The sequence below is a fragment of the Acuticoccus sp. I52.16.1 genome, assembly GCF_022865125.1.
Taxonomy (GTDB): domain Bacteria; phylum Pseudomonadota; class Alphaproteobacteria; order Rhizobiales; family Amorphaceae; genus Acuticoccus.
The window spans coordinates 1,522,687-1,541,465 of record NZ_CP094828.1 but is presented as its reverse complement, the minus strand read 5'-3'; the positions used below and the strand labels follow the sequence as shown (position 1 = coordinate 1,541,465).

The following is an 18,779-nucleotide window of genomic DNA, read 5'->3' as shown; positions in this document are numbered from 1 at the left end:
CGCGCTGATGTCCTGGCTAGAGGGTGCCACGATCCGCCCCAGCGGCGAGGCGGCGTTCGTGATCGAATATGGCGAGGCGATCGACCAGGCCGTCGGGCGGCGCGTCGCGGCGCTCTTCGCGGCGCTGGAGGCCGCGGCGCCGGAGGGCTTCGTCGAGGCGGTGCCGACCTTCCGCTCGCTGCTCGTCCTGTTCGATCCGGACGTCACCACGCGGGACGCCATCCTGGAGGCGCTGCCCGAGGAGGGCGCCGGAGCCGGCACCACGAGCGCGGAATGGATCGTCCCGGCCTGCTTCGAGGCCACCTGCGCCGAAGACCTCGACGAGGCGGCGCGCGGGCTCGACATGCCGCCCGACACCGTGCGCGAGCGGCTGGCGGCGAGCCGCTACCAAGTGGGCATGTACGGCTTCGCGCCCGGCTATGCCTACCTCTCCGGCATCGACCAGACGCTGACGCTGCCGCGCCGGCAGAAGCCGCGACCGCCGATCCCGGCCGGCAGCATCATCATCGCCGCCGGGATGGCGGTGCTCGCCTCGGTGTCGATGCCGACGGGGTGGTACGTCGTCGGCCGTACCGCGCTCACCCTGTTCGACAAGGACGCCGATCCGATGGTCCCCTTCGCCGTGGGCGACCGGCTGACGTTCGAGCCCGTCTGCGCCGCCGAGCTGGAGCGGCTGACGCGCGACGGCGGCGGCCTGAAAAGGGCGGACGCGTGAGCGGCGCGCGGATCCGGGTCGTCGACCCCAACCCCTTCATCACCGTGCAGGACGCCGGGCGGCGCGGCGCGATGCGTTACGGCGTCTCCGAATCGGGGCCGATGGACTGGGTGCGCTACCGGCTGGCGCGGCGCCTGGTGGACGCGCCGGCGGCCTTCGAGGTCGGCCTCGGCGGGGCGCGGTTCGTGGCCGAGGGGGGGACGGTGCGCGTCGCGGTGACGGGGCCGGGCTTCGTCGTGCGGATCGGCGAGACGACGCTGACGCCGCCGGCCCGCATCACCCTGGAGGCGGGCGAGACGCTGTCGCTCACCCCCGGCCGCCACGGCATGTGGGCCTACGTGACGGTCGAGGGGATCGACTACGGCGCGCCGGTCCTGGGCTCGTTCGCCACCAATGCCCGCACCGGCTTCGGCAAGCGCGATCTCGCGTCCGGCTTCGCCTGCGCCGCCGTCGACCCTGCCGCGCCGGAGCTGTTCGACGACCCGTACGACGACGCCGGCCCCGTCGCGGTGCTGCCGGGGCCGCAGCAGCACATGTTTTCCGAGGCGATCCGCGCGACCTTCGCGGCCGAGCCCTTCCACCTCTCCGACGCGATCGACCGGATGGGCTACACGCTGGTCGGTCCCAAGGTCGAGGCGGTCAGCCACGACATCGTCTCGGACGGGATCGTCGAGGGGGCGATGCAGGTGCCGGGCAACGGACAGCCGATCGTGCAGCTCGCCGACCGTGCGCCGACGGGGGGGTACCCCAAGATCTGCGTCATCGCGGCAGCCGACCGGCCGCGGCTGGCCCAGCGCCGGCCCCGCGATGAGGTTCGCTTCCGCTGGGTCGACGTGGGCGAGGCGGCCGCGCGCCGCCGCGCCCTGCTCGATGCGATCGCCACGCCGGTGCCGCGCATCCGCCGCGAGTTCGACGCCGAGCTGCTGGCGCGGGTGAACCTCGTCGGCGGGGTGTGGGGGCAGGACGCGGCACCCTGAGGTCGCGCCGGCGTCGCGCAGGCACCCGAGATCACCGAGGGACGGGGGCGGACGGCGCGCCCGTGCGGCGAGGTGAGGGGGCGCGCGGACGCGGGGGGCGCGCAAGGGGATCAATGGGCGGTGATGCGGCGCGGCCGGGCGGCGACGCCGTGTGTGGTCTTGCGCCAGTGGTGGGGCTTGCGCACGATGTCGTGCACTGCGATCAGCACCGCGACGCCCATCAGGACCCAGTAGACCGGGAACCATGCGACGGCCCATGGGCTGATCGCCCCGCTGCGGCGGCGTTGGATGCTGCGCACGCCCAGGATGAAGCTGGTGCCGTAGCCGACGGCGACGGCGAGCGTCTGCAGGCCGCCCAGCCAGATGGACTGGCCGAAGAGCACCGGCTCGCCCAGCAGCACCAGGGCGAGTTGCACCAGGAAGGCGCAATGGGCGAGCGCTGCCGTCAGCGCGCCGAGGATGAAGACGTGGAAGACCAGCGTGTCGGCCGGGCCGGCCTCGCGCAGGAAAGCCAGCGGCTGGCGGTTGTGGACGAGCCAGGTCTGAATGAAGCCCTTGAACCAGCGGGAGCGCTGCTTCAGCCACGCCTCGATCGAGACGGGTGCCTCCTCCCAGGTGTGGGAGTCGATCATCGCGATGCGGTAGCCGCTGCGGCACAGTCGCACGGCGAGGTCGGCATCCTCGGTGACGTTGTAGGGGTCCCACCCGCCCGCCTCGACCAGCGCGTCGGTGCGGAAGTGGTTGGAGGTGCCGCCGAGCAGCAGCAGCCGGCCCTCGGCGGCCACCATCGGCAGGATATGGTCGAAGAGGCACGCATACTCGATCGCGAACATCTTCGTCAGCCAATTGTCGCTCATGTGGTCGATCGTGAGGTGCGCCTGCACGGCGGCGAGCCGGGGCGGGGCGGCGGCGAAGGTCTCGGCCGCGATGCGCAGCTGCTTGGGGTCGGGCCGGTCCTCCGCGTCGAAGATCGTGACGAGGCTGCCGCGCGCCTGGCGCAGCCCGATATTGAGCGCCCGCGGCTTGGTCCGTGGCAGGCCCGCCGGCACGATCGTCATGCGGCAGCGCAGGTCGTGCGCCTCGCGCAGCACCGCGCGCTGGGTGACCGTGTCGTCGACCTCGACCAGGAACTGGATGTCCAGCTTGTCGGGCGGATAGTCGAGCCGGGTGAGCGCGGCGACGAGGTGCTTCAACCCCTCGTCCTCCTTGTAGAGCGGGACGAGGATCGAATATTCGGGAAGCTCCCGCGACTTGAGGCGGCGGCGCGGCGGAGCGCCGCTGGCATGCCCCGCGAGCGCCATCGCACGGCTCGCCGCGTAGCCGATCAGCACCGTCGTCATGGCCGCGATCAGCACCATCAGGCTGGCGATCGGGTGCACCAACAGCGCGAACAGGAGCACCGCTCCGAAGCTGGCGAGGGTGACGGCCTGACCGGGCGTCAGCACGCGGTCGGCCAGGTCGCGGTCGGGCACGCCATGCAGGGGATCGAGCCGTCCGTGCGCGACGACCGGGCCACGGTCGCCCAGCGCCTCGACCACGGCTTGTGGCGGGACGATGGTAATCTCGTCCGCATAGGCCGGCGTCTCGGCGACGAGGGCGCCGAGGTGCGGCAGCCAGCCGAGCGCCGGGACGATGGCGATGTAGGGCTTGCCGTCACGATCGCCGCGCAGGACGACGCCGTCGTCGGAGGTCGTGACGTCGAGCCGCTGGTGCCGGGCGAGGGCGGCGAGGCCGGGCCCACGGTCGAACGCGCAGCCGAGCCAGCGGGCGAGCGCGGCGAAATAGTCCACGTCGCGGAAGGGGGGCGGGTTGGCGCACGGGCGCCGCGCGGCGCGGTTGACCGCCGAGGGCCGCCAACGCTCGGACGCGAACGCGGCATCGAGGCAATCCTGCGGCTCTGCCAGCGCGATGGATCGGGCGACATCGGGCAGGGGGCCGCGACGGCGTGCCGCGCTGGGGCCGCGGTTGGCGGCGCCGAGCGCGAAGCAGGCGTCCCGCGCGGTCAGCCGCGGCCGGCGTGGGGCGACGTGGGCGAAGGTCGCGGAGAAGGGCTCCGGCTCCGGCGCGGGGGGGAAGCGTGCGGCGGGGGCGGCGGGGAAGGGTGCGACCGGGGATGGGGCGGCCGGGCCGGCGCGCTGCGACGGTGCCGCGAAGACGGACCGGCGGCGGAGCCTCGGCGCGTCAGAGGCGGCCGGGGGGCGTGCGGGCCGGGCGCCCGGTCGCCGGGCGAGAAACAGCCGGACAAGAAACAGCCGGGCGGGGGCGAGCCGAACGAGGAAGGCCCGAACCGGGAAGAGCCGCGAGCGAAACACCGGGTGCGATCCCTCGTTGTGGGTCGCGCCAGATAATCACGCTAAGATTGTGTTGGCAACTCGTTGCTCGGTCCGGTTGTCATCGCTCGTCGCGAGAGCGGATAAAGGCCAGTTGCAACGCATTGGTGACGCCGGGGGTATCCAGCGGCACTCCGGCCACCGCGAGCAACCGGTCGCCGGTGCGGCCCTGGCCGGCCTCGACGATGCGTGCCCCCGCGTCGGCGATGAAGTCCTCGAGGTCTTCGCTGGGGGTGGTGGCGATGCTGGTCACGCCCCAGACGATCCCGAGCCGCCGCGCCGTCTCGATGCGGGGGCAGAAGGCGAAGATCTGCGCCGTCGGCCGCTCGCGCGCGACGCGGATCACCGTCGATCCGGAGGAGGTGTAGCAGGCGATGACACCGACGCTCAGCGTCTCTGCGATCTGGCGCGCGGCGGCGGCGAGAGCGTCGGCCCCGGTCGCGTCCGGCTCCATGCGCTGGGCGTTGAGGATGGTGCGGTAGGTCTCGTCGGCTTCGACCGAGCGGGCGACGCGGTCCATCGTGCCGACCGCCTCGACCGGGTATTGGCCCGCGGCGGATTCGGCCGACAGCATGACGGCGTCGACCCCTTCGTAGACGGCGGTGGCGACGTCCGACACCTCGGCGCGGGTGGGGACGGGGGCGGTGATCATGCTCTCGAGCATCTGCGTCGCGACGACGACGGGCTTGCCGGCGCGCCGGGCGGCGCGGGTGATGCGCTTCTGCAGGCTCGGAACGTCCTGCAGCGGCATCTCGACGCCGAGGTCGCCACGGGCGACCATCAGTGCGTCGGACAGCTCGATGATGTCGTCCAGCCGTTCGATCGCCTGGGGCTTCTCGATTTTGGCGAGGATGCCGGCGCGGCCACGGGCGACCTTGCGGGCCTCGGCCAGGTCGTCCGGCCGCTGGATGAAGGAGAGCGCGATCCAGTCGACCTCGGCCTCGAGCGCGGCGTCGAGGTCGGAGCGGTCCTTCGGGGTCAGGGCGCCGACCGCGATCAGCGTGTCGGGACAGCTGACGCCCTTGCGGTCGGACAGCTTACCGCCGACCGTCACCACGCTTACTGCCTTTTGCGGCGAGGCCTCGGTGACCCGGAGGGCGACCTTGCCGTCGTCCAGCAGGAGGCGATGGCCGGGCTCCAGCGCGCGCAGGATCTCCGGGTGCGGCAGGTGCACGCGGGTCTGGTCGCCGGGCGCAGGGTCGGCGTCGAGCGTGAAGGTGTCACCTTCGGCGAGCATTACCGGGCCGTCGGCGAACGTGCCGACGCGCAGCTTCGGTCCCTGGAGGTCGGCGAGGATGGTGATCGGTGAGCCGGCGGCGGCCTCGACCGCGCGAATGCGGGAGACCAGGGTGCGCATCAGGCCGTGATCGGCGTGGCTCATGTTGATCCGGAAGACGTCCGCTCCGGCACGGTGCAGTTCGGCGATCTGATCCTGCTCGGAGGAGGCCGGACCCAGCGTGGCGACGACGCGGACTCGCCGCGCGCGTATCATTGTCCGCCGATACCGGCTTTCGGCCGCTCGGTCAGCTGGACCGTCCACGTGAGGCGGTCGCCGGTGTCGACTTCGACGAAGCCGCGACGCTCGTAACCGCGGGCGACGCAGTTGTTGGTGCCTTGGATGGTGAACTCTTTATCTGACGTGCACATAAAGGCTGTGCCTCCCCAAGCGCCGCCTTCCTCATAGTCGAGGGCGTAGAGGTAGTAATACCTGGACGGGAGAGGTCCGTCGACCACAACCTGACATGACTCGGCGTCGAGGTTCCACCACCCCTCGCTCACCCACTCTTCGTTGTTTCGGTAGCCGATCGCGATGCCGACCTGCACAGGGGTCTTATTGCACAGGCGGAGTTCGGCGGAAGCATCAGTCGTACCGGAGAATACGGCCGCGAAAGTCACAAGAAGGAGGACGAGCGGGCCCGTCAGTACGCGGCGGGGGAGTCGGAACATCTGCAGCGAGCCGTCCTATTTTTCGTTCATCATAAACTGGTTCGCGGCGCGTGACCGCGGTGTTCATGCGAGCTTGCTCGCGCCTTGTCAATCGCGGGGGTCGAGCGCCAACGCTGACAAGGCAAGCGTTTACGCACGCGGGTTAACCACCCCGAATCTCCCTCGCAACTGAATGTTACTCGTAGATAGGGCATGAGGCTTTCGCGGAGCTGTTATTTCCACAGGGTTCTCGCATTATCCTTGACACTTGATTATCGGCCACATCGCAACTCTATGCTCCGACATGACGCGGAAGAATGCGTTCGGCAACCTTCTGTCCTCGAAAATGCCCGAAAAGCGGCGGGAAACATTTGCGAACTACCTCGATTCGATTCGAAGGTGGCCGTGTCGCAAGGACGAAACAGCGCGAGATATTTTTGTCTGTCACACATTTTGTCGCCCGCTGTACCATCTTTGCACCGGTCTGAAACCCTCCCCGAGGGCGATTGTCCGTCTCGACGGCCGACCCAGCCTCAAGGCAGGAATGCAACGCGGCCCTAGCTGAAGGCCTCGGGCCCCGGCACGCGACGCAGCGAGGCCACAGCGGTTAAGGCTTCCGAAACTCTGTGGCGTGGAATTGAGCGGACAACGGGGACGAACGTCTCTGGCCGATTGATCCGGACGGCCAGACGTCGAAACTCGTACGCGTAAATCAGTGGAGATGGACCGATGGTCAACGAAGGTGTGGCTGGCGACCAGCTGCGGGCGATTGTCGAGCGGATCGAGCGTCTCGAAGAGGAGAAGCAGGGCATCGCGGACGACATCAAGGACGTCTACGCGGAGGCGAAGGCGAACGGGTTCGACGCGAAGGTGCTCCGCCAGATCGTGCGGCTGCGCAAGCAGGAGCCGAACGAGCGCACGGAGTTCGAGGCGATCCTCGACCTCTACATGCAGGCCCTCGGCATGCGCTTCACCGAAGAGGGGATCGAGCGGGCCGAGGCGCGCGTCGGACAGCAGGCCGAGGCAGCCTGACCCGCGCGCCGGTGAACCGGGAGGGCCGGTCGCCCCGCGGCGCCCGGCGGTCGGCCGCCATGGCGTCGTAAGCCCGGCGTCCCGTGAGGTGGACATGAAAAACCCCGCGCAGCTTGCACTGCGCGGGGTTTTTTTGTGCCTGGTGAGCGCCTCGGTCAGGAGCGCGGGCTGGCGAACACCGTCACCCGTGTGCCGGTGAAGCGGTCGGTGTCGAGCCACTCGGCGCCGCCTTCGGCGATGGTCGTGGCCGAGCCGAGGAAACCGGGTGCGAGGAGGACGCCGTCGCTCGCGGCTGCGGTGCGGTCGGGCGCCAGCAGCGTCGCGAAGTCGCGGCCGGAGACGCCGGAGACGTTGGCGACCAGCTCGGGCGCGACGTCGTGGACCGGGGTCATCAGCGCGTCGACCGCGTCGACGGTGAGGGCGCTCGGCACCGGGCCGCGCTCGGGCAGGCCGAGCGTGACGGCCTGGCGCGGCATGGCGGCCGGCGTAGCGGCGGCGACGTCGGACGGGCGCGGGATGATCGCGGCGACGGCGGTCTGCGGCGAGTCGGCGTCGAGCCCGGCATCGTCACGCGCATAGGCGAGGGTGGCGGCCGGGGTCGCCGTCGTGGCGGCGACGGCCGGTTGCGCGATGGCGGGCTCGGCGGCCGTGGCGCGCGGGCGCGGCCGCTGCGGCGGCAGCGCGGCGACGACGATCGGCGCGTCGGCGGCGTCTTCGCTCGGCGCGTCGGCCGCAGCGGGCGCGGCGGCGGGGGGCGGCGCGGGCGTCGGGGTCGGCGCCGGGGCCGACTGGCCGCCGTCGGACGCGACCGCGGTCAGCGGCGTGGAGGGGAGGGCGACGGGCTCGACGGCGGGGGCCTCCTGCTCGTCGCTCCGGCGCGAGCGGCCGATCAGCCCGCCGAGCGACACGCTGGGGAGCTGGCGGAAGAAGCCACCACCGGAATCGGAGTCGGAGGTGTCGGCCGCGGCGGTCTGCGTCGGTTCCTCGCGGGGGGGCGGAGCCGGGCGCTGCGCCGGGGCGACCCGCGCCGACTCGACCCGCGTCTCGCGCGACCGCGCCGCGGCGACCTCGGTGGCCTGGGGCCGGCTGCGGCGCGTGGTGACGCGATCGGTCACGACCTCGTCGTCACCCTCCTCATCGTCGTTGCCGCCGCCGAAGAGCGCGGCGAACACGTTGCCGCCACCGCCGCCACCACCGTCACGCAGGCTGGTGAGCTTGCCTTCCTTCTCCAGGCGCTGGGCCTCGGCATAACCGGCAAGCGGCTTGCCGTCGGACGGAAGGTGCAGCGTCTTGCCGTTGGGGAAGACCCGTGCCAGCTCGGAGCGCGACATGCGCGGCCAGGCGCGAACGCTGCCGGTGTCCATGTGGACGAAGGGGCTGCCGGAGGTCGGATAGTAGCCGACGCCGCCGACCTGACGCTTCATGCCCGCGGCGCGCAGTTTCGAGAGGTTGGCGCCCTTGATGTAGAAGTCGATCGCGCGGCCGGCCATGTGCTGCGAGTTCTTCGCCACACCGCGCGAGCGGCTGCGCAGCATCGAGTTGGTCGCCGGCGAGCGGTAGGCGGACACGACGTTGATGGTGCCGCCGAATTCCTGCTGCAACTCCCAGAGCAGATCGAACAGCTCCGGATCCATCTTGGTCGCCTCGTTGCGGCGCCAGTCGCGCAGGAAGCGGTTGAGGTCGCGCAGCGCGGAACCGACATAGCTGCCGTTGCGCTTGTAGACGATCTCGATGCTCTCGCGGGTGTGGGTGAAATAGAGCTTGAGGGTCCGGGACGAGGCTTCCGCCTCACTCACGCCGGAGGCGAAGAGCAGGGACCCGAGGATCGCGGCGAAGCCCAGCGAACGGATGCGGGCCGCACGGCGCAGTGATTTGCCGCAACGTAACATGGCGGAACTCTGGACTCGCAATCGTGTCAAGCGGCCGCCCCCTGTCGGACACATCAGGGTACGCCGGATCATCGACGTAGCAACTTGGAATTAAGACCCAACGCTTGCCGGAGCCTTAACGAATTGCCGTCGAGTCCGGAAGACCCGTTATGTCATGGCCGCTCACTGTGGCGAGAAGAGCACAGTTTTCTGCATTCGGCCGCCATAGCTGCATGGCGGCTCCCTGTTTTCAGAGGCCGAGCTTGCGCTGCGTGCGCGAATCGAAGCCGTACACGTCGTCCAGCCGCACCACGTTGCCCGCAGCCGTCACCTCTCGGGTGAAATAGGCGAGGTGGACGGGGATGTGCTCCTGCGTGTTCAGCCACTTCTCGCCGCCGCCGACCATGCGCTCGATCCCCGGCCCGGAAAGGTTCGGCTCGCGCGACAGCAGCGCGGCGGCGAACTCGAACGGGTTCTCCACCCGCACGCAGCCGTGGCTGTAGGCGCGGCGGTCGCGGCTGAAGAGGTGCTTGGAGGGCGTGTCGTGCAGGTAGACGGCATGCTGGTTGGGGAACAGGAACTTCACCGCCCCCAGCGCATTGCCCCGCCCCGGCCGCTCGCGGATGCGCACGCGCCGCAAGGTCGCCTCGTTCCAGTTCACCGTCGCCGGGTTCACCACGCGGCCGTTGAAGACGACCTCGTAGTTGCGCTTGGCCATGTAGCCGGCCGGATTGGACCGGATCCCGCCCAGCATCTCGTTCTTGGCGATCGAGTAGGGCACGTTCCAGTACGGATTGACGACGATGTGCTCGATCTCGTCGGAGAAGATCGGCGTCGGGTTGGAGGGGGTACCGACGACGACGCGGCCGGTATAGGTCGCCTCGCCCCCGTCGACGACCTCGACCCGGTAGGCGGGCACGTTGACGAAGACGTGATGGTTGCCGAGCCAGCGCGGCATCCACCGCCAGCGCTCCATGTTGGAGATCAGCGCCTCGGCCTGCTCGGCCTCCGACGCACCGTCGAGGACGCGCAGCGTGTTGGGGCCGACGATCCCATCCGCGCCGAGCCCGTTGGCGCGTTGCCAGGTGGCGACGGCGACGGCGAGATCCTGGTCGAACACCTCCGGGTCCGCGCCGCGGCGCACGGTCGCGCCGACGCGGGCGCGTAAAATGGCGACGCGCGGCCCGCTGGAGCCAACCTTCAGCGCCGGCCCGTCGCCGACCGCGGGCGGCTGGGGGACGCTGCTGTCCAGCGTCTTGCGCAGCGCCGCGCGCAGACGCTGGTACTGGGCGTGCTGCGGGTGGACGCTCTCCAGCGTCTTGACCACGTCCTCGGCGCGGCCGAGCCGCACCAGGAAGCGCAGCTCCCTCAGCTTCGGCGGGTCCATCGTCATGATCCGCGACACGTCCGTCGGCGCGATGCGCCCGGAGTGGGCGTGGCGGGCGTAGCGCAGCGCCGCCTCGGTCAGGGCCACGTCCTCGCGGGCGCGCTCGGCGATGCCGTCGCCATAGTCGGCCACGGCGTAGGCCTCGGGGTCGAGCCCGTCGTAGGCGGCCTCGGCGAGGCGGGCCCGCAACGTGGCGGCGCGCGCCTCGGTCCACACCGGGGCGTAGTCGCGCATCGCGTAATATCGGGCGACCGCGAGCCAGACGTCGGTCGACACCTCGGCCTCGATCGCCGCTTCGATGGTCGCCGGGACCGCCATCGCCTCGAAAGTCTCGCCACGGGGGGCGATGCTGGCGGCGGGCACCGCGTCGGCCTTGGGCGAGAGGCGCGGCAACGGCACCTCGGCGGCCGCTGCGACCGGAAGCGCGAGCGCAACGGCTGCGACCGTCGCCAGTCGCCAGGAACGAGCCATGGGAGTCATTGCGGGTGTCGCCCTTTCACACTCATACCGAGGGGCCATCTGATCAGAAATGAGATACCATCCCGCTCCGTCCTTAAGAGCGTCCTCACGATCCCTTGAAGGCTCCCACCGATGCGTTTCCCTGCCAATCACGCTTTTTTGCCACACGAGACCGCCGACCGGACCAGCGGCACCGGCCCCGTCGAGGGTCTGCCCGAATGGAACCTCGGCGACTTCTACGCCGGTCCCGACGACCCGGCGCTGGCAGCGGACATCACCGACCTCACCAAGGACGCCGCGGCGTTCGAGGCCGCCTACAAGGGGACGCTTGCGGCGAGCTTGGCCGAGCCCGACGGTGGCGCGACGCTCGCCGCCGCGCTGAAGGCCTACGAGGCGCTGGAGGACCGTGCCGGCCGCATCGGCTCCTACGCCGGCCTCCTCTACGCGACCGACACGACCAACCCGATCTACGCCAAGACCTACGGCGACGTGTCGGACAAGCTCACCAGCCTGGCCAGTCATCTCCTGTTCTTCGGCCTGGAGCTGAACCGGATCGACGACACGGTGATGGCCGAGGCGCTCGAGGACCCGGCCGCGGCGCACTACGCCCCGTTCATCGAGGACTTGCGCAAGGAACGCCCGCATCAGCTCTCCGACGAAGTCGAGCGCCTCTTCCTCGACAAGTCGACCTCGTCGCGCACCGCCTGGACGCGCCTCTTCGACGACACCATCGCCGCGCTGCGGGTCGACATCGCCGGCTCGGACGCGAAGGCGACTCTGGAGGAGGCGCTCAACAAGCTGCTCGACCCCAAGGAGATCGTGCGCAAGAGCGCGTCGGAGGGGATCGCCAAGGCGCTGAAAAGCGAGGAGCGGACCTTCACGCTCATCACCAACACCCTCGCCAAGGACAAGGAAGTCTCCGACCGCTGGCGCGGATTCGAGGACGTCGCCTCCTCGCGCCACCTCGCCAACCGGGTCGAGCGGGAGGTGGTCGACGCGCTGGTCTCGGCCGTCACCGAGGCCTATCCGCGCCTGTCGCACCGCTACTATGCGATGAAGGCGAAGTGGTTCCGCAAGGACGCGCTGGACACCTGGGACCGCAATGCTCCGCTCCCCGAGGCGGACGACCGCACCATCTCCTGGGCCGACGCGCAGAAGACGGTGATGACCTCGTTCGGCGGCTTCTCGCCCAAGCTCGCCGACCTCGCCGGCCGCTTCTTCGACAATCCGTGGATCGACGCGCCGGTGCGCCCCGGCAAGGCGCCGGGCGCCTTCGCGCACCCGACCGTCCCCTCGGCGCACCCATACGTGCTCGTCAACTACCAGGGCCGCTCGCGCGATGTGATGACGCTCGCCCACGAGCTCGGCCACGGCGTGCACCAGATCCTCGCCGGCCCCAACGGCGCGCTGATGGCGCCGACGCCGCTGACGCTGGCCGAGACCGCCTCGGTGTTCGGCGAGATGCTGACCTTCCGCCAGCTCCTCGCCGAGGCGCCGGACGCCAAGACGCGCCGTGTGATGCTCGCCTCCAAGGTGGAGGACATGATCAACACCGTGGTGCGGCAGATCGCGTTCTACACCTTCGAGCGGCACGTCCACACCGAGCGGCGCGAGGGGGAGCTGACGGCGGAGCGCCTCGGCGAGATCTGGACCGAGGTGTCGGCCCAGTCGCTCGGCCCGGCGGTGCGCCTGCAGGACGGCTACGAGGTGTTCTGGGCCTACATTCCGCACTTCATCAATTCGCCGTTCTACGTCTACGCCTATGCTTTCGGCGACTGCATGGTGAACTCGCTCTATGGCGTCTACGAGCGGGAGCCGGACGGCTTCCAGGACAAGTACTTCGCCCTTCTCGCCGCCGGTGGCACCAAGCACCACTCGGAGCTTCTGGCGCCCTTCGGCCTCGACGCGCGCGACCCGGCCTTCTGGCAGACCGGCCTCTCGGTAATCGAGGGCCTGATCGACGAGTTGGCCTCGGCGGACATCGCAGCCGGCTGATGGCCGACGTCGCGGTCCGCCCGCGTCACACGCCGTGGGCGAGCGGCACCAAGCCGTTCTCGATCGCGATGTCCCCCATCGCGCTCGAGGACTGGATCGAGGTCGACGAGCGGCGTCTCGCCGACCTCGGCGAAAAGGCCGCCATCCTCGCCGCCGACCCGGACGCGGTGCGCATCCGGCCGGACTGCGCGCGTTCCGAGGCCGAGGTTCGCGACCTCGTGGCCGCCGATCTGGCGCGCCGGGGCCTCGACCCGCTGCCCGTCGGCATGCCGTCGCGGCTGGCCGGCGGGCGGCCCGTCTCGCCGCTCGTCGAGGCGGCGATGATGGTGCCGGACGACCTCGTCGTCATGCGCCGCGGCGAGGCGGCGTGGTCGCTGGCGGCGGGCGTCGTCGCCTTCCCCTCCGCCTGGGAGCTGAGGGAAAAGTTCGACCGGCCGATGGACGAGATCCACCGAAGCGTTCCCGGCTGGGCCGGGCCGATGGCGACCCGCGTCGCCCGCATCTTCGACCACCTCGCCGTCGACGCCCCGGTGTGGCGGCTCAACTGGTCGATCCAGTTCGGCGGCGGCCTCGTCCTCGCCGGCTCCAAGCACGAGCGGCCGGCGGCGCGCACCGTCGAGGCCCCGCTGGTGCGCGTCGAACGGCAGACCCTGCGCCGCCTCGCGACGGGGGATCTGCTGTTTACGATCAAGGTGATGGTCGACCCGGTCGACGCCTTGGCGCGGCATCCCGACGGCGCGCACCTCGCCGCGTCGCTGGCCACGCAACTCGCCGGGCTCGACCCCGCGCAGCTCGAATACAAGGGGCTCGTCCATGTGCGCGACGCGCTGGTGGCGCGGCTCGGCGCACTCGCGGCCTGACTACGGGCGGCAGCGCCGGGCGATCGTGGCGCGGACGGTCATCGGCGTGGCGGCGAGGTTGCGCAGCGGCGCGGTCGTCGTGACCTCGGCATCGGGGCACAGGCCGTCAGGCGGCGCCGGTGCCGCGCCGGGGCCCGGCGCCAGCACCACCGCCACGTCGGTCAGCGGGGCGTGCCGGTCGTGCGCCACCCAGGCGTCCCGCCCGGCACGGCGAAAGGCCAGCATCATATTGGCCGCCAGCACCTGGCGCGAGGCCGTCACCGCGATCCGCCCCTGCGGTGCCGCCGCCAGGATCTCCCGCGCCCACACGTCGTAGGGGCGGACGAAGCGATGGTCGCCGAAGGCGGTGACGCCGGCGATGGCGACGGGCACCAGCAGGAACACCGTCGCCCCCGCCTTGAGGAGGGCCCACGGCCGCCGACCGGCGAGATGCAGCGCGGCCACCACGGGCAGCGGCATCAGGATCGGCATCAGCGCGCGCGGTGCCACGACGCTGACGTCGGCCGCCAGCACGCCCGCCGCACTCAGCGTGAGCGCGAGCGCCAGCGTGCGCCACAGGAGCCGCCGCACGGCGTGCCCCTCGGCCGCCAGTGCCGGGCGGGTGCGGGCGAAGGCCAGCACCAGCAACGCCACCAGCCCGCCCGACAGCCCCGCCGCGACCGCCAGCGACAGCACGCCGTCGACGCCCACGCCGGAGACGTCGACCGCCTCGAACCGGCCCTCGGCGTAGAGCCGGCCGATGCGCCCGCCGGACGCCTTCAACGCGTCCGCCAGCGCCCACAAGGCCGGGCCGGCGATGATGCCGACGAGCAGCGGCACGAGGAATGTCCACGCCGAGGCGAGGCGGTCGTACCAGAAGCGATCGGCGATCATCGCGACGCCGAGGGGGACGGCCAGCAGCCAGATCTCCGGCTGCGCCAGCGCACCGGCCGCGAGCGCCACGCCGAGGACGAGGCACGCGCTCCATCGCGGCCCGGTGGCGAGCCGCGCGACGCCGTTGACGAGGCCGGCCGCCGCCACGCTCGCCAGCACCGGGTGGGTGAGCGTGTGCGCCGCCATGAAGGAGAGCTGCGGCATCAATGCGGTGAGCGCCACGGCGACCAGCCCGGCCGTCGCGCCCGCGACGCGCCGCGCCGCATCGAACACGAGGAGATGAAGCGCGGCCAGGAGCCCGGCCTTGACCGCCGCGACGGCGAGGATCCAGCGCCCGTCGGTCAGCTCCAGCGCGCCGCGGACGAGCCATGCGTAGAGCGGCGGGTGCGCGTCGGCGTAGACGAGGCGCAGGTCCACCGCGCCGACGAAGGCCGCCTCGTCGATCTCCAGGAACGGCGAGAGGGCGAGCCTCAGGGCCGTGAGGAGCAGGATGTAGAGGATGATCGCGGCTGCTGCGCCCCAAGCACCGAACGGCGAGGCCGAGCGAGCCGCGGCAGGCTGTTGCATGTCGCGCTCCGGTCGGCTGCTGTCAAAGAGCGCCGGGGCGGCGGCGTCAACCCGCGCCGGATCAGAGCGGGTATGTGGCCGCCGTCCAAGGCCGGGGTGGCGCACCGGGAGAGGGCGGCGTCGCGCGGGTCGGCGGCAGATCTCGCGCCCGCGGTGGACGAAGCGGCGCCGGCGCGGGCTGCACCGGCGCACCGTCTCGACGTAGCAGCGGCGCTGGGGCGATCAGCCGATCGCCTCGATCAGCGCCGCGGTGAGCGGGTTGTCGCCGTAGACGTCGGCGACCTGCATGATGACCACCGACGATGCGCCGATGAGGCGCAGGAAGGCGGCGCACTCCGAACCGCGGCGGCGCGGGACATGCAGCGTCAACGGCACCGGCTCGTGCCCGAAGGGGGCGACCGCGTCGAACCGCTCGGCCGTCTCCGTCGCGGCGCGGGCCGGGTCGGGCAGCACGGCGCGCAGCTCCAGGACGGACCGGGCCCGCATCTCCGCGGCGATCCGGTCGACGATGGTCGCCGCGATGCTGCGCGTCGCGTCCGTCCACGGCGCCACCCGCGAGGCGACGAAGTGCGCCTCGCTGGCGAGGATCACCCCGTCGCTCAGGATCTTGAGCTGGTTGGCGGCCAGGGTGGACCCGGTCGTGGTGATGTCGACCACGAGGTCGGCCGCGCCGGCGGCGGGGGCGCCCTCGGTGGCGCCGAGGCTCTCGACGATGCGGTAGTCCGCCAGGCCGTGCGCGGCGAAGAACCGGCGCGTCATGTGCACGAACTTCGTCGCCACCCGCAGCGTGCGGCCGTGGCGGGCGCGATGCATCTCGGCGGCGTCGGCGAGGTCGGCCATGTTGTCGACGTCGATCCAACGCTCCGGGACCGCGACCACCACGTCCGCCGGACCGAACCCCAGCGGGGTGACGAGGTGCAGCTTCGCGGCCCGGTCGGCCGGGTCGTCGACCGTCTCGTGGACGAGGTCGAGCCCGGTGAGGCCGAGGTGGGCATTGCCGGCCGCCAGCTCGCGGGCGATCTCCGAGGCGGAAAGGAAGGCGACCTCGAGTTCGGGCAGGCCGGCGATGTGGCCGCGATAATCCCGCCCGCCGCGCGCCCGGTCGATCTTCAGGCCGGAGCGGGTCAGAAAGTCGAGCGCCTGCTCCTGGAGGCGGCCCTTGGAGGGGACGGCGAGGATGAGTTCACTCACGGGGCGACCTCCGGCGGCAGGCGGTCGAGCCAGACCGAGAAGCCGATGCCGGGGAGCGACGTGCGCGGATCGAGCAGGGCGATCAGCTTGTCGTACCGCCCGCCAGCGATCGCCTCGTTGACGCCGTCGACGCCGATCACCTCGAACACGAAGCCGGTGTAGTAGCCGATGCGCCGCCCGAACGACGCGTCGAAGTCGAGGGCGCTGGTATCGACGCCGATGGCGGTCAGCGCGTCGGTCCGGCGCTGGAAATCGTCGATGACGGCGCCGAGGTCGAGCCCCTCCGCGGTGGCGAAGGCGGCGAGGTGGTCGGCCGCGCGGTCGAGCGGGGCGTTGAGCGGCAGGAAGCGCTCGATGACCTCGGCGGCGCGGGTCGAGTTGCCGTTGCTCGCCTGTTCGAGAAGGCGCAGGGCGATGTCCTCGTCGGTGCGGCCGCCGGGGGGCGGCGCGCCGGGCAGGCCGATCACCGCCTCGACGATAGCGCGCGCCTGCACGGCGTCGACCTTGGCGAGCGCCGGGGCGAGGCGGGCGGCGAACCCGTCCGACCGGGCGCGGTGGCCGAGGCGGGACAGCGCGCCGGTCATGCGCGCCGCATCACCGAAGGCGGCGCCCAGGCGGGAGCGCCAGCTCGCCGACAGGCCGAGCGCCGCGGTCAGCGCGTCGAACACATGGGCATCGCCGACGCGCACCGTGGGCGCACGCATGCCGGCGGCGGCGGCGCACTCCATCGCGAGGGCGAACACCTCGGCGTCGACCGCCATCTCGTCGCCGTGGCCGATCCACTCGGTGCCCATCTGCGTGAACTCGGGGTCGCCCGACAGGCGGCGCTTGCGGAAGATCTTGCCGGTGTAGGCGTAGGTCTTGGGCGAATCGTGATGCGCGGCGAGGTGCTCGTAGCAGACCGGGATGGTGAAGTCCGGTCGCAGGCACAGCGTGGTGCCGCCGTCGTCGGTGGTGAAGAGGCGCTTGCGGAACTCCTCGCCCGCGAGGTCGACGAAAATGTCGGCCGGTTGCAGCAGCGGCACGGAAACGACCATGTCGCTGGCCGCTTCCAAGACGGCCCAGACGTTCTGGCTCATGCTCGGCTCACGTCAGGATCGCGCGCACCGCGGCGGCGATCGTCTCGATATCGGCGTCGACCTCGACCTGGGCGGGACGGGCGGCGACCCACTCGGCCCGGTCCTCGATTTCCCGCGCGGCCTCCTTGCCGGCGGCGAGGTCCTTGATCTGCACCTTGCCGGCCGCCCGCTCGTCGGCGCCCTGGATGATGACGCACGGGGCGCCGCGCCGGTCGGCGTACTTCATCTGCGCTTTGAAGCCGCTGTCGCCGATGTACATCTCCACCGGCACCACCGCGCCGTCCCGGTTCAGCGCCGCGCGCAACTTGGCGGTCATCTCGTGGTACCGGGCGACGTTGTCGCGGTCCATCACGGTGACGATCACCGGGCCGCGGACGGCCGCGCCGGCGGTCTCGCGGGCCGCGAGCGCCGCGGCCAGACGCGAGACGCCGACCGAGAAGCCCGTCGCCGGCACGTCCTGGCTGATGAAGCGGCCGACGAGCCCGTCGTAGCGCCCGCCGCCGCCGACCGAGCCGAACCGCACCGGCCGGCCCTTCTCGTCCTGCACCTCGAACTTCAGCTCCGCCTCGAAGACGGCGCCGGTGTAGTATTCGAGCCCGCGCACCACCGACGGGTCGATGACGATGCTGTCGTATCCGGCGGCCTTGACGGTCTCGCCGATGGTGATGAGGTCCTCCGAGAGCCGCGGCTCCTGGGTGGGATCGAGCAGCGCCAGCACCGTGGCCGCCTGCCCCTCGTCGAGACCGGCGCCCTTGGTGAAGTCGCCCGACTCGTCCTCGCGGCCGGGGCCGAGGAGCTTGGCGATCTCGGGGAGGGGGAACTTGTCCGCCTTGTCGATCGCGCGCAGCACCGTGAGGCGGCGCGGGTCGGCCTCGGGCAGACCGATTTCCGTCAGCACCCCGTCGAGCACGCGGCGCGAGTTGACGCGGATGGCGTACTCGTTCGGGCCGAACCCCAGCGCCTCCATCGTGTCGGCGGCCATCATGCAGATCTCGGCGTCGGCCAGCGGGGAGGCGGCGCCGACGATGTCGGCATCGAACTGCATGAACTGGCGGAAGCGGCCCGGGCCCGGCTTCTCGTTGCGGAACACCCAGCCGGCCCGGTAGCTCTTGTACGGGCGCGGCACGTTCTGGAAGTTCTCCGCCACCATGCGGGCGAGCGGCGCCGTCAGGTCGTACCGCAGCGACAGCCACTGCTCGTCGTCGTCCTGGAACGCGAAGACGCCCTCGTTCGGCCGGTCCGCGTCGGGCAGGAACTTGCCCAATGCGTCCGCGAACTCGATCAGCGGGGTCTCCACCGGCTCGAAGCCCCAGCGCTCGTAGACCCGGCGGATCGTCTCCATCATGTCCGCCACGCGCCGGATCTCTCCGGGATGGCGATCAGCGAACCCGCGCGGGAGACGCGCCTTGGGTCGGTTCGCCTTGTCCTTCGCCATCTTCAGCCTCCATTTGAGGCCGTCCGTCTACCGCGAGTTCACCGCCGCGACAACCGAAGCCGGCGCGTCGCGAGTCGGGGCGGTC

Annotated in this window: 14 protein-coding genes; 5 read left to right on the top strand and 9 right to left on the bottom strand. The window is 71.3% G+C overall.

Annotated elements, in window-relative coordinates:
- The first annotated feature begins 7 nt into the window (after positions 1-7).
- Positions 8-715 carry an allophanate hydrolase subunit 1 gene (locus MRB58_RS06995; protein ID WP_244781003.1) on the top strand — a complete coding sequence of 236 codons (708 nt, stop codon included), beginning with the start codon at positions 8-10 and terminating at the stop codon, positions 713-715.
- Positions 712-1,692, top strand: coding sequence for a biotin-dependent carboxyltransferase family protein (locus tag MRB58_RS06990; protein ID WP_244781002.1), 981 nt, complete (start codon positions 712-714; stop codon positions 1,690-1,692). Before MRB58_RS06995 ends, MRB58_RS06990 begins: the two co-directional genes overlap by 4 nt.
- Positions 1,693-1,802: 110 nt before the next feature.
- On the opposite strand, the gene MRB58_RS06985 is transcribed toward MRB58_RS06990, so the two are convergent.
- The 3 genes from MRB58_RS06985 to MRB58_RS06975 all read right to left on the bottom strand — a co-directional run bounded on the left by MRB58_RS06985 (position 1,803) and on the right by MRB58_RS06975 (position 5,918).
- Complete coding sequence (locus MRB58_RS06985) at positions 1,803-4,004, bottom strand: glycosyltransferase family 2 protein (RefSeq protein WP_244781001.1); 2,202 nt, start codon at positions 4,002-4,004, stop codon at positions 1,803-1,805.
- Between the two features lie 79 nt (positions 4,005-4,083).
- Entirely contained in the window at positions 4,084-5,514 is a 1,431-nt protein-coding gene (gene pyk / locus MRB58_RS06980) for a pyruvate kinase (protein ID WP_244781000.1), read from the bottom strand.
- Entirely contained in the window at positions 5,511-5,918 is a 408-nt protein-coding gene (locus tag MRB58_RS06975) for a DUF1036 domain-containing protein (RefSeq protein WP_256461730.1), read from the bottom strand. Before MRB58_RS06975 ends, pyk begins: the two co-directional genes overlap by 4 nt.
- A 759-nt stretch (positions 5,919-6,677) precedes the next feature.
- Here MRB58_RS06975 and MRB58_RS06970 point away from each other — a divergent pair.
- Positions 6,678-6,980, top strand: a complete 303-nt coding sequence (locus tag MRB58_RS06970) for a DUF2312 domain-containing protein (protein WP_244780998.1) — start codon at positions 6,678-6,680, stop codon at positions 6,978-6,980.
- Between the two features lie 155 nt (positions 6,981-7,135).
- On the opposite strand, the gene MRB58_RS06965 is transcribed toward MRB58_RS06970, so the two are convergent.
- Complete coding sequence (locus MRB58_RS06965; RefSeq protein ID WP_244780996.1) at positions 7,136-8,869, bottom strand: DUF882 domain-containing protein; 1,734 nt, start codon at positions 8,867-8,869, stop codon at positions 7,136-7,138.
- Positions 8,870-9,098: 229 nt separating this feature from the next.
- Positions 9,099-10,706, bottom strand: a complete 1,608-nt coding sequence (locus tag MRB58_RS06960; protein WP_244780995.1) for a murein L,D-transpeptidase — start codon at positions 10,704-10,706, stop codon at positions 9,099-9,101.
- A gap of 120 nt (positions 10,707-10,826) precedes the next feature.
- Between MRB58_RS06960 and MRB58_RS06955 the strand changes: the two genes are divergently transcribed.
- Both MRB58_RS06955 and MRB58_RS06950 read left to right on the top strand, forming a co-directional pair.
- On the top strand, positions 10,827-12,689 hold the full coding sequence (locus MRB58_RS06955) for a M3 family oligoendopeptidase (RefSeq protein WP_371747243.1): 1,863 nt from the start codon (positions 10,827-10,829) through the stop codon (positions 12,687-12,689).
- Positions 12,689-13,549: a DUF3445 domain-containing protein gene (locus MRB58_RS06950; protein ID WP_244780992.1), complete on the top strand. Its 861-nt coding sequence runs from the start codon at positions 12,689-12,691 to the stop codon at positions 13,547-13,549. Before MRB58_RS06955 ends, MRB58_RS06950 begins: the two co-directional genes overlap by 1 nt.
- Here the strand turns inward: MRB58_RS06950 and MRB58_RS06945 are convergent, their stop codons facing one another.
- The 4 genes from MRB58_RS06945 to hisS form a co-directional block, all read right to left on the bottom strand.
- Positions 13,550-14,989 carry a glycosyltransferase family 39 protein gene (locus MRB58_RS06945; protein ID WP_244780991.1) on the bottom strand — a complete coding sequence of 480 codons (1,440 nt, stop codon included), beginning with the start codon at positions 14,987-14,989 and terminating at the stop codon, positions 13,550-13,552.
- Positions 14,990-15,211: 222 nt separating this feature from the next.
- Complete coding sequence (gene hisG / locus MRB58_RS06940; protein ID WP_244780990.1) at positions 15,212-16,180, bottom strand: ATP phosphoribosyltransferase; 969 nt, start codon at positions 16,178-16,180, stop codon at positions 15,212-15,214.
- A complete protein-coding gene (locus MRB58_RS06935) occupies positions 16,177-17,259 on the bottom strand; it encodes an ATP phosphoribosyltransferase regulatory subunit (RefSeq protein ID WP_244780989.1) in 1,083 nt (360 codons plus the stop codon). The genes hisG and MRB58_RS06935 overlap by 4 nt, the downstream gene beginning before the upstream one ends.
- Positions 17,260-17,266: 7 nt before the next feature.
- Positions 17,267-18,694 (bottom strand): histidine--tRNA ligase, encoded by a 1,428-nt coding sequence (gene hisS / locus MRB58_RS06930; protein ID WP_244780988.1) that lies wholly within the window; start codon positions 18,692-18,694, stop codon positions 17,267-17,269.
- Between the last annotated feature and the right edge of the window lie 85 nt (positions 18,695-18,779).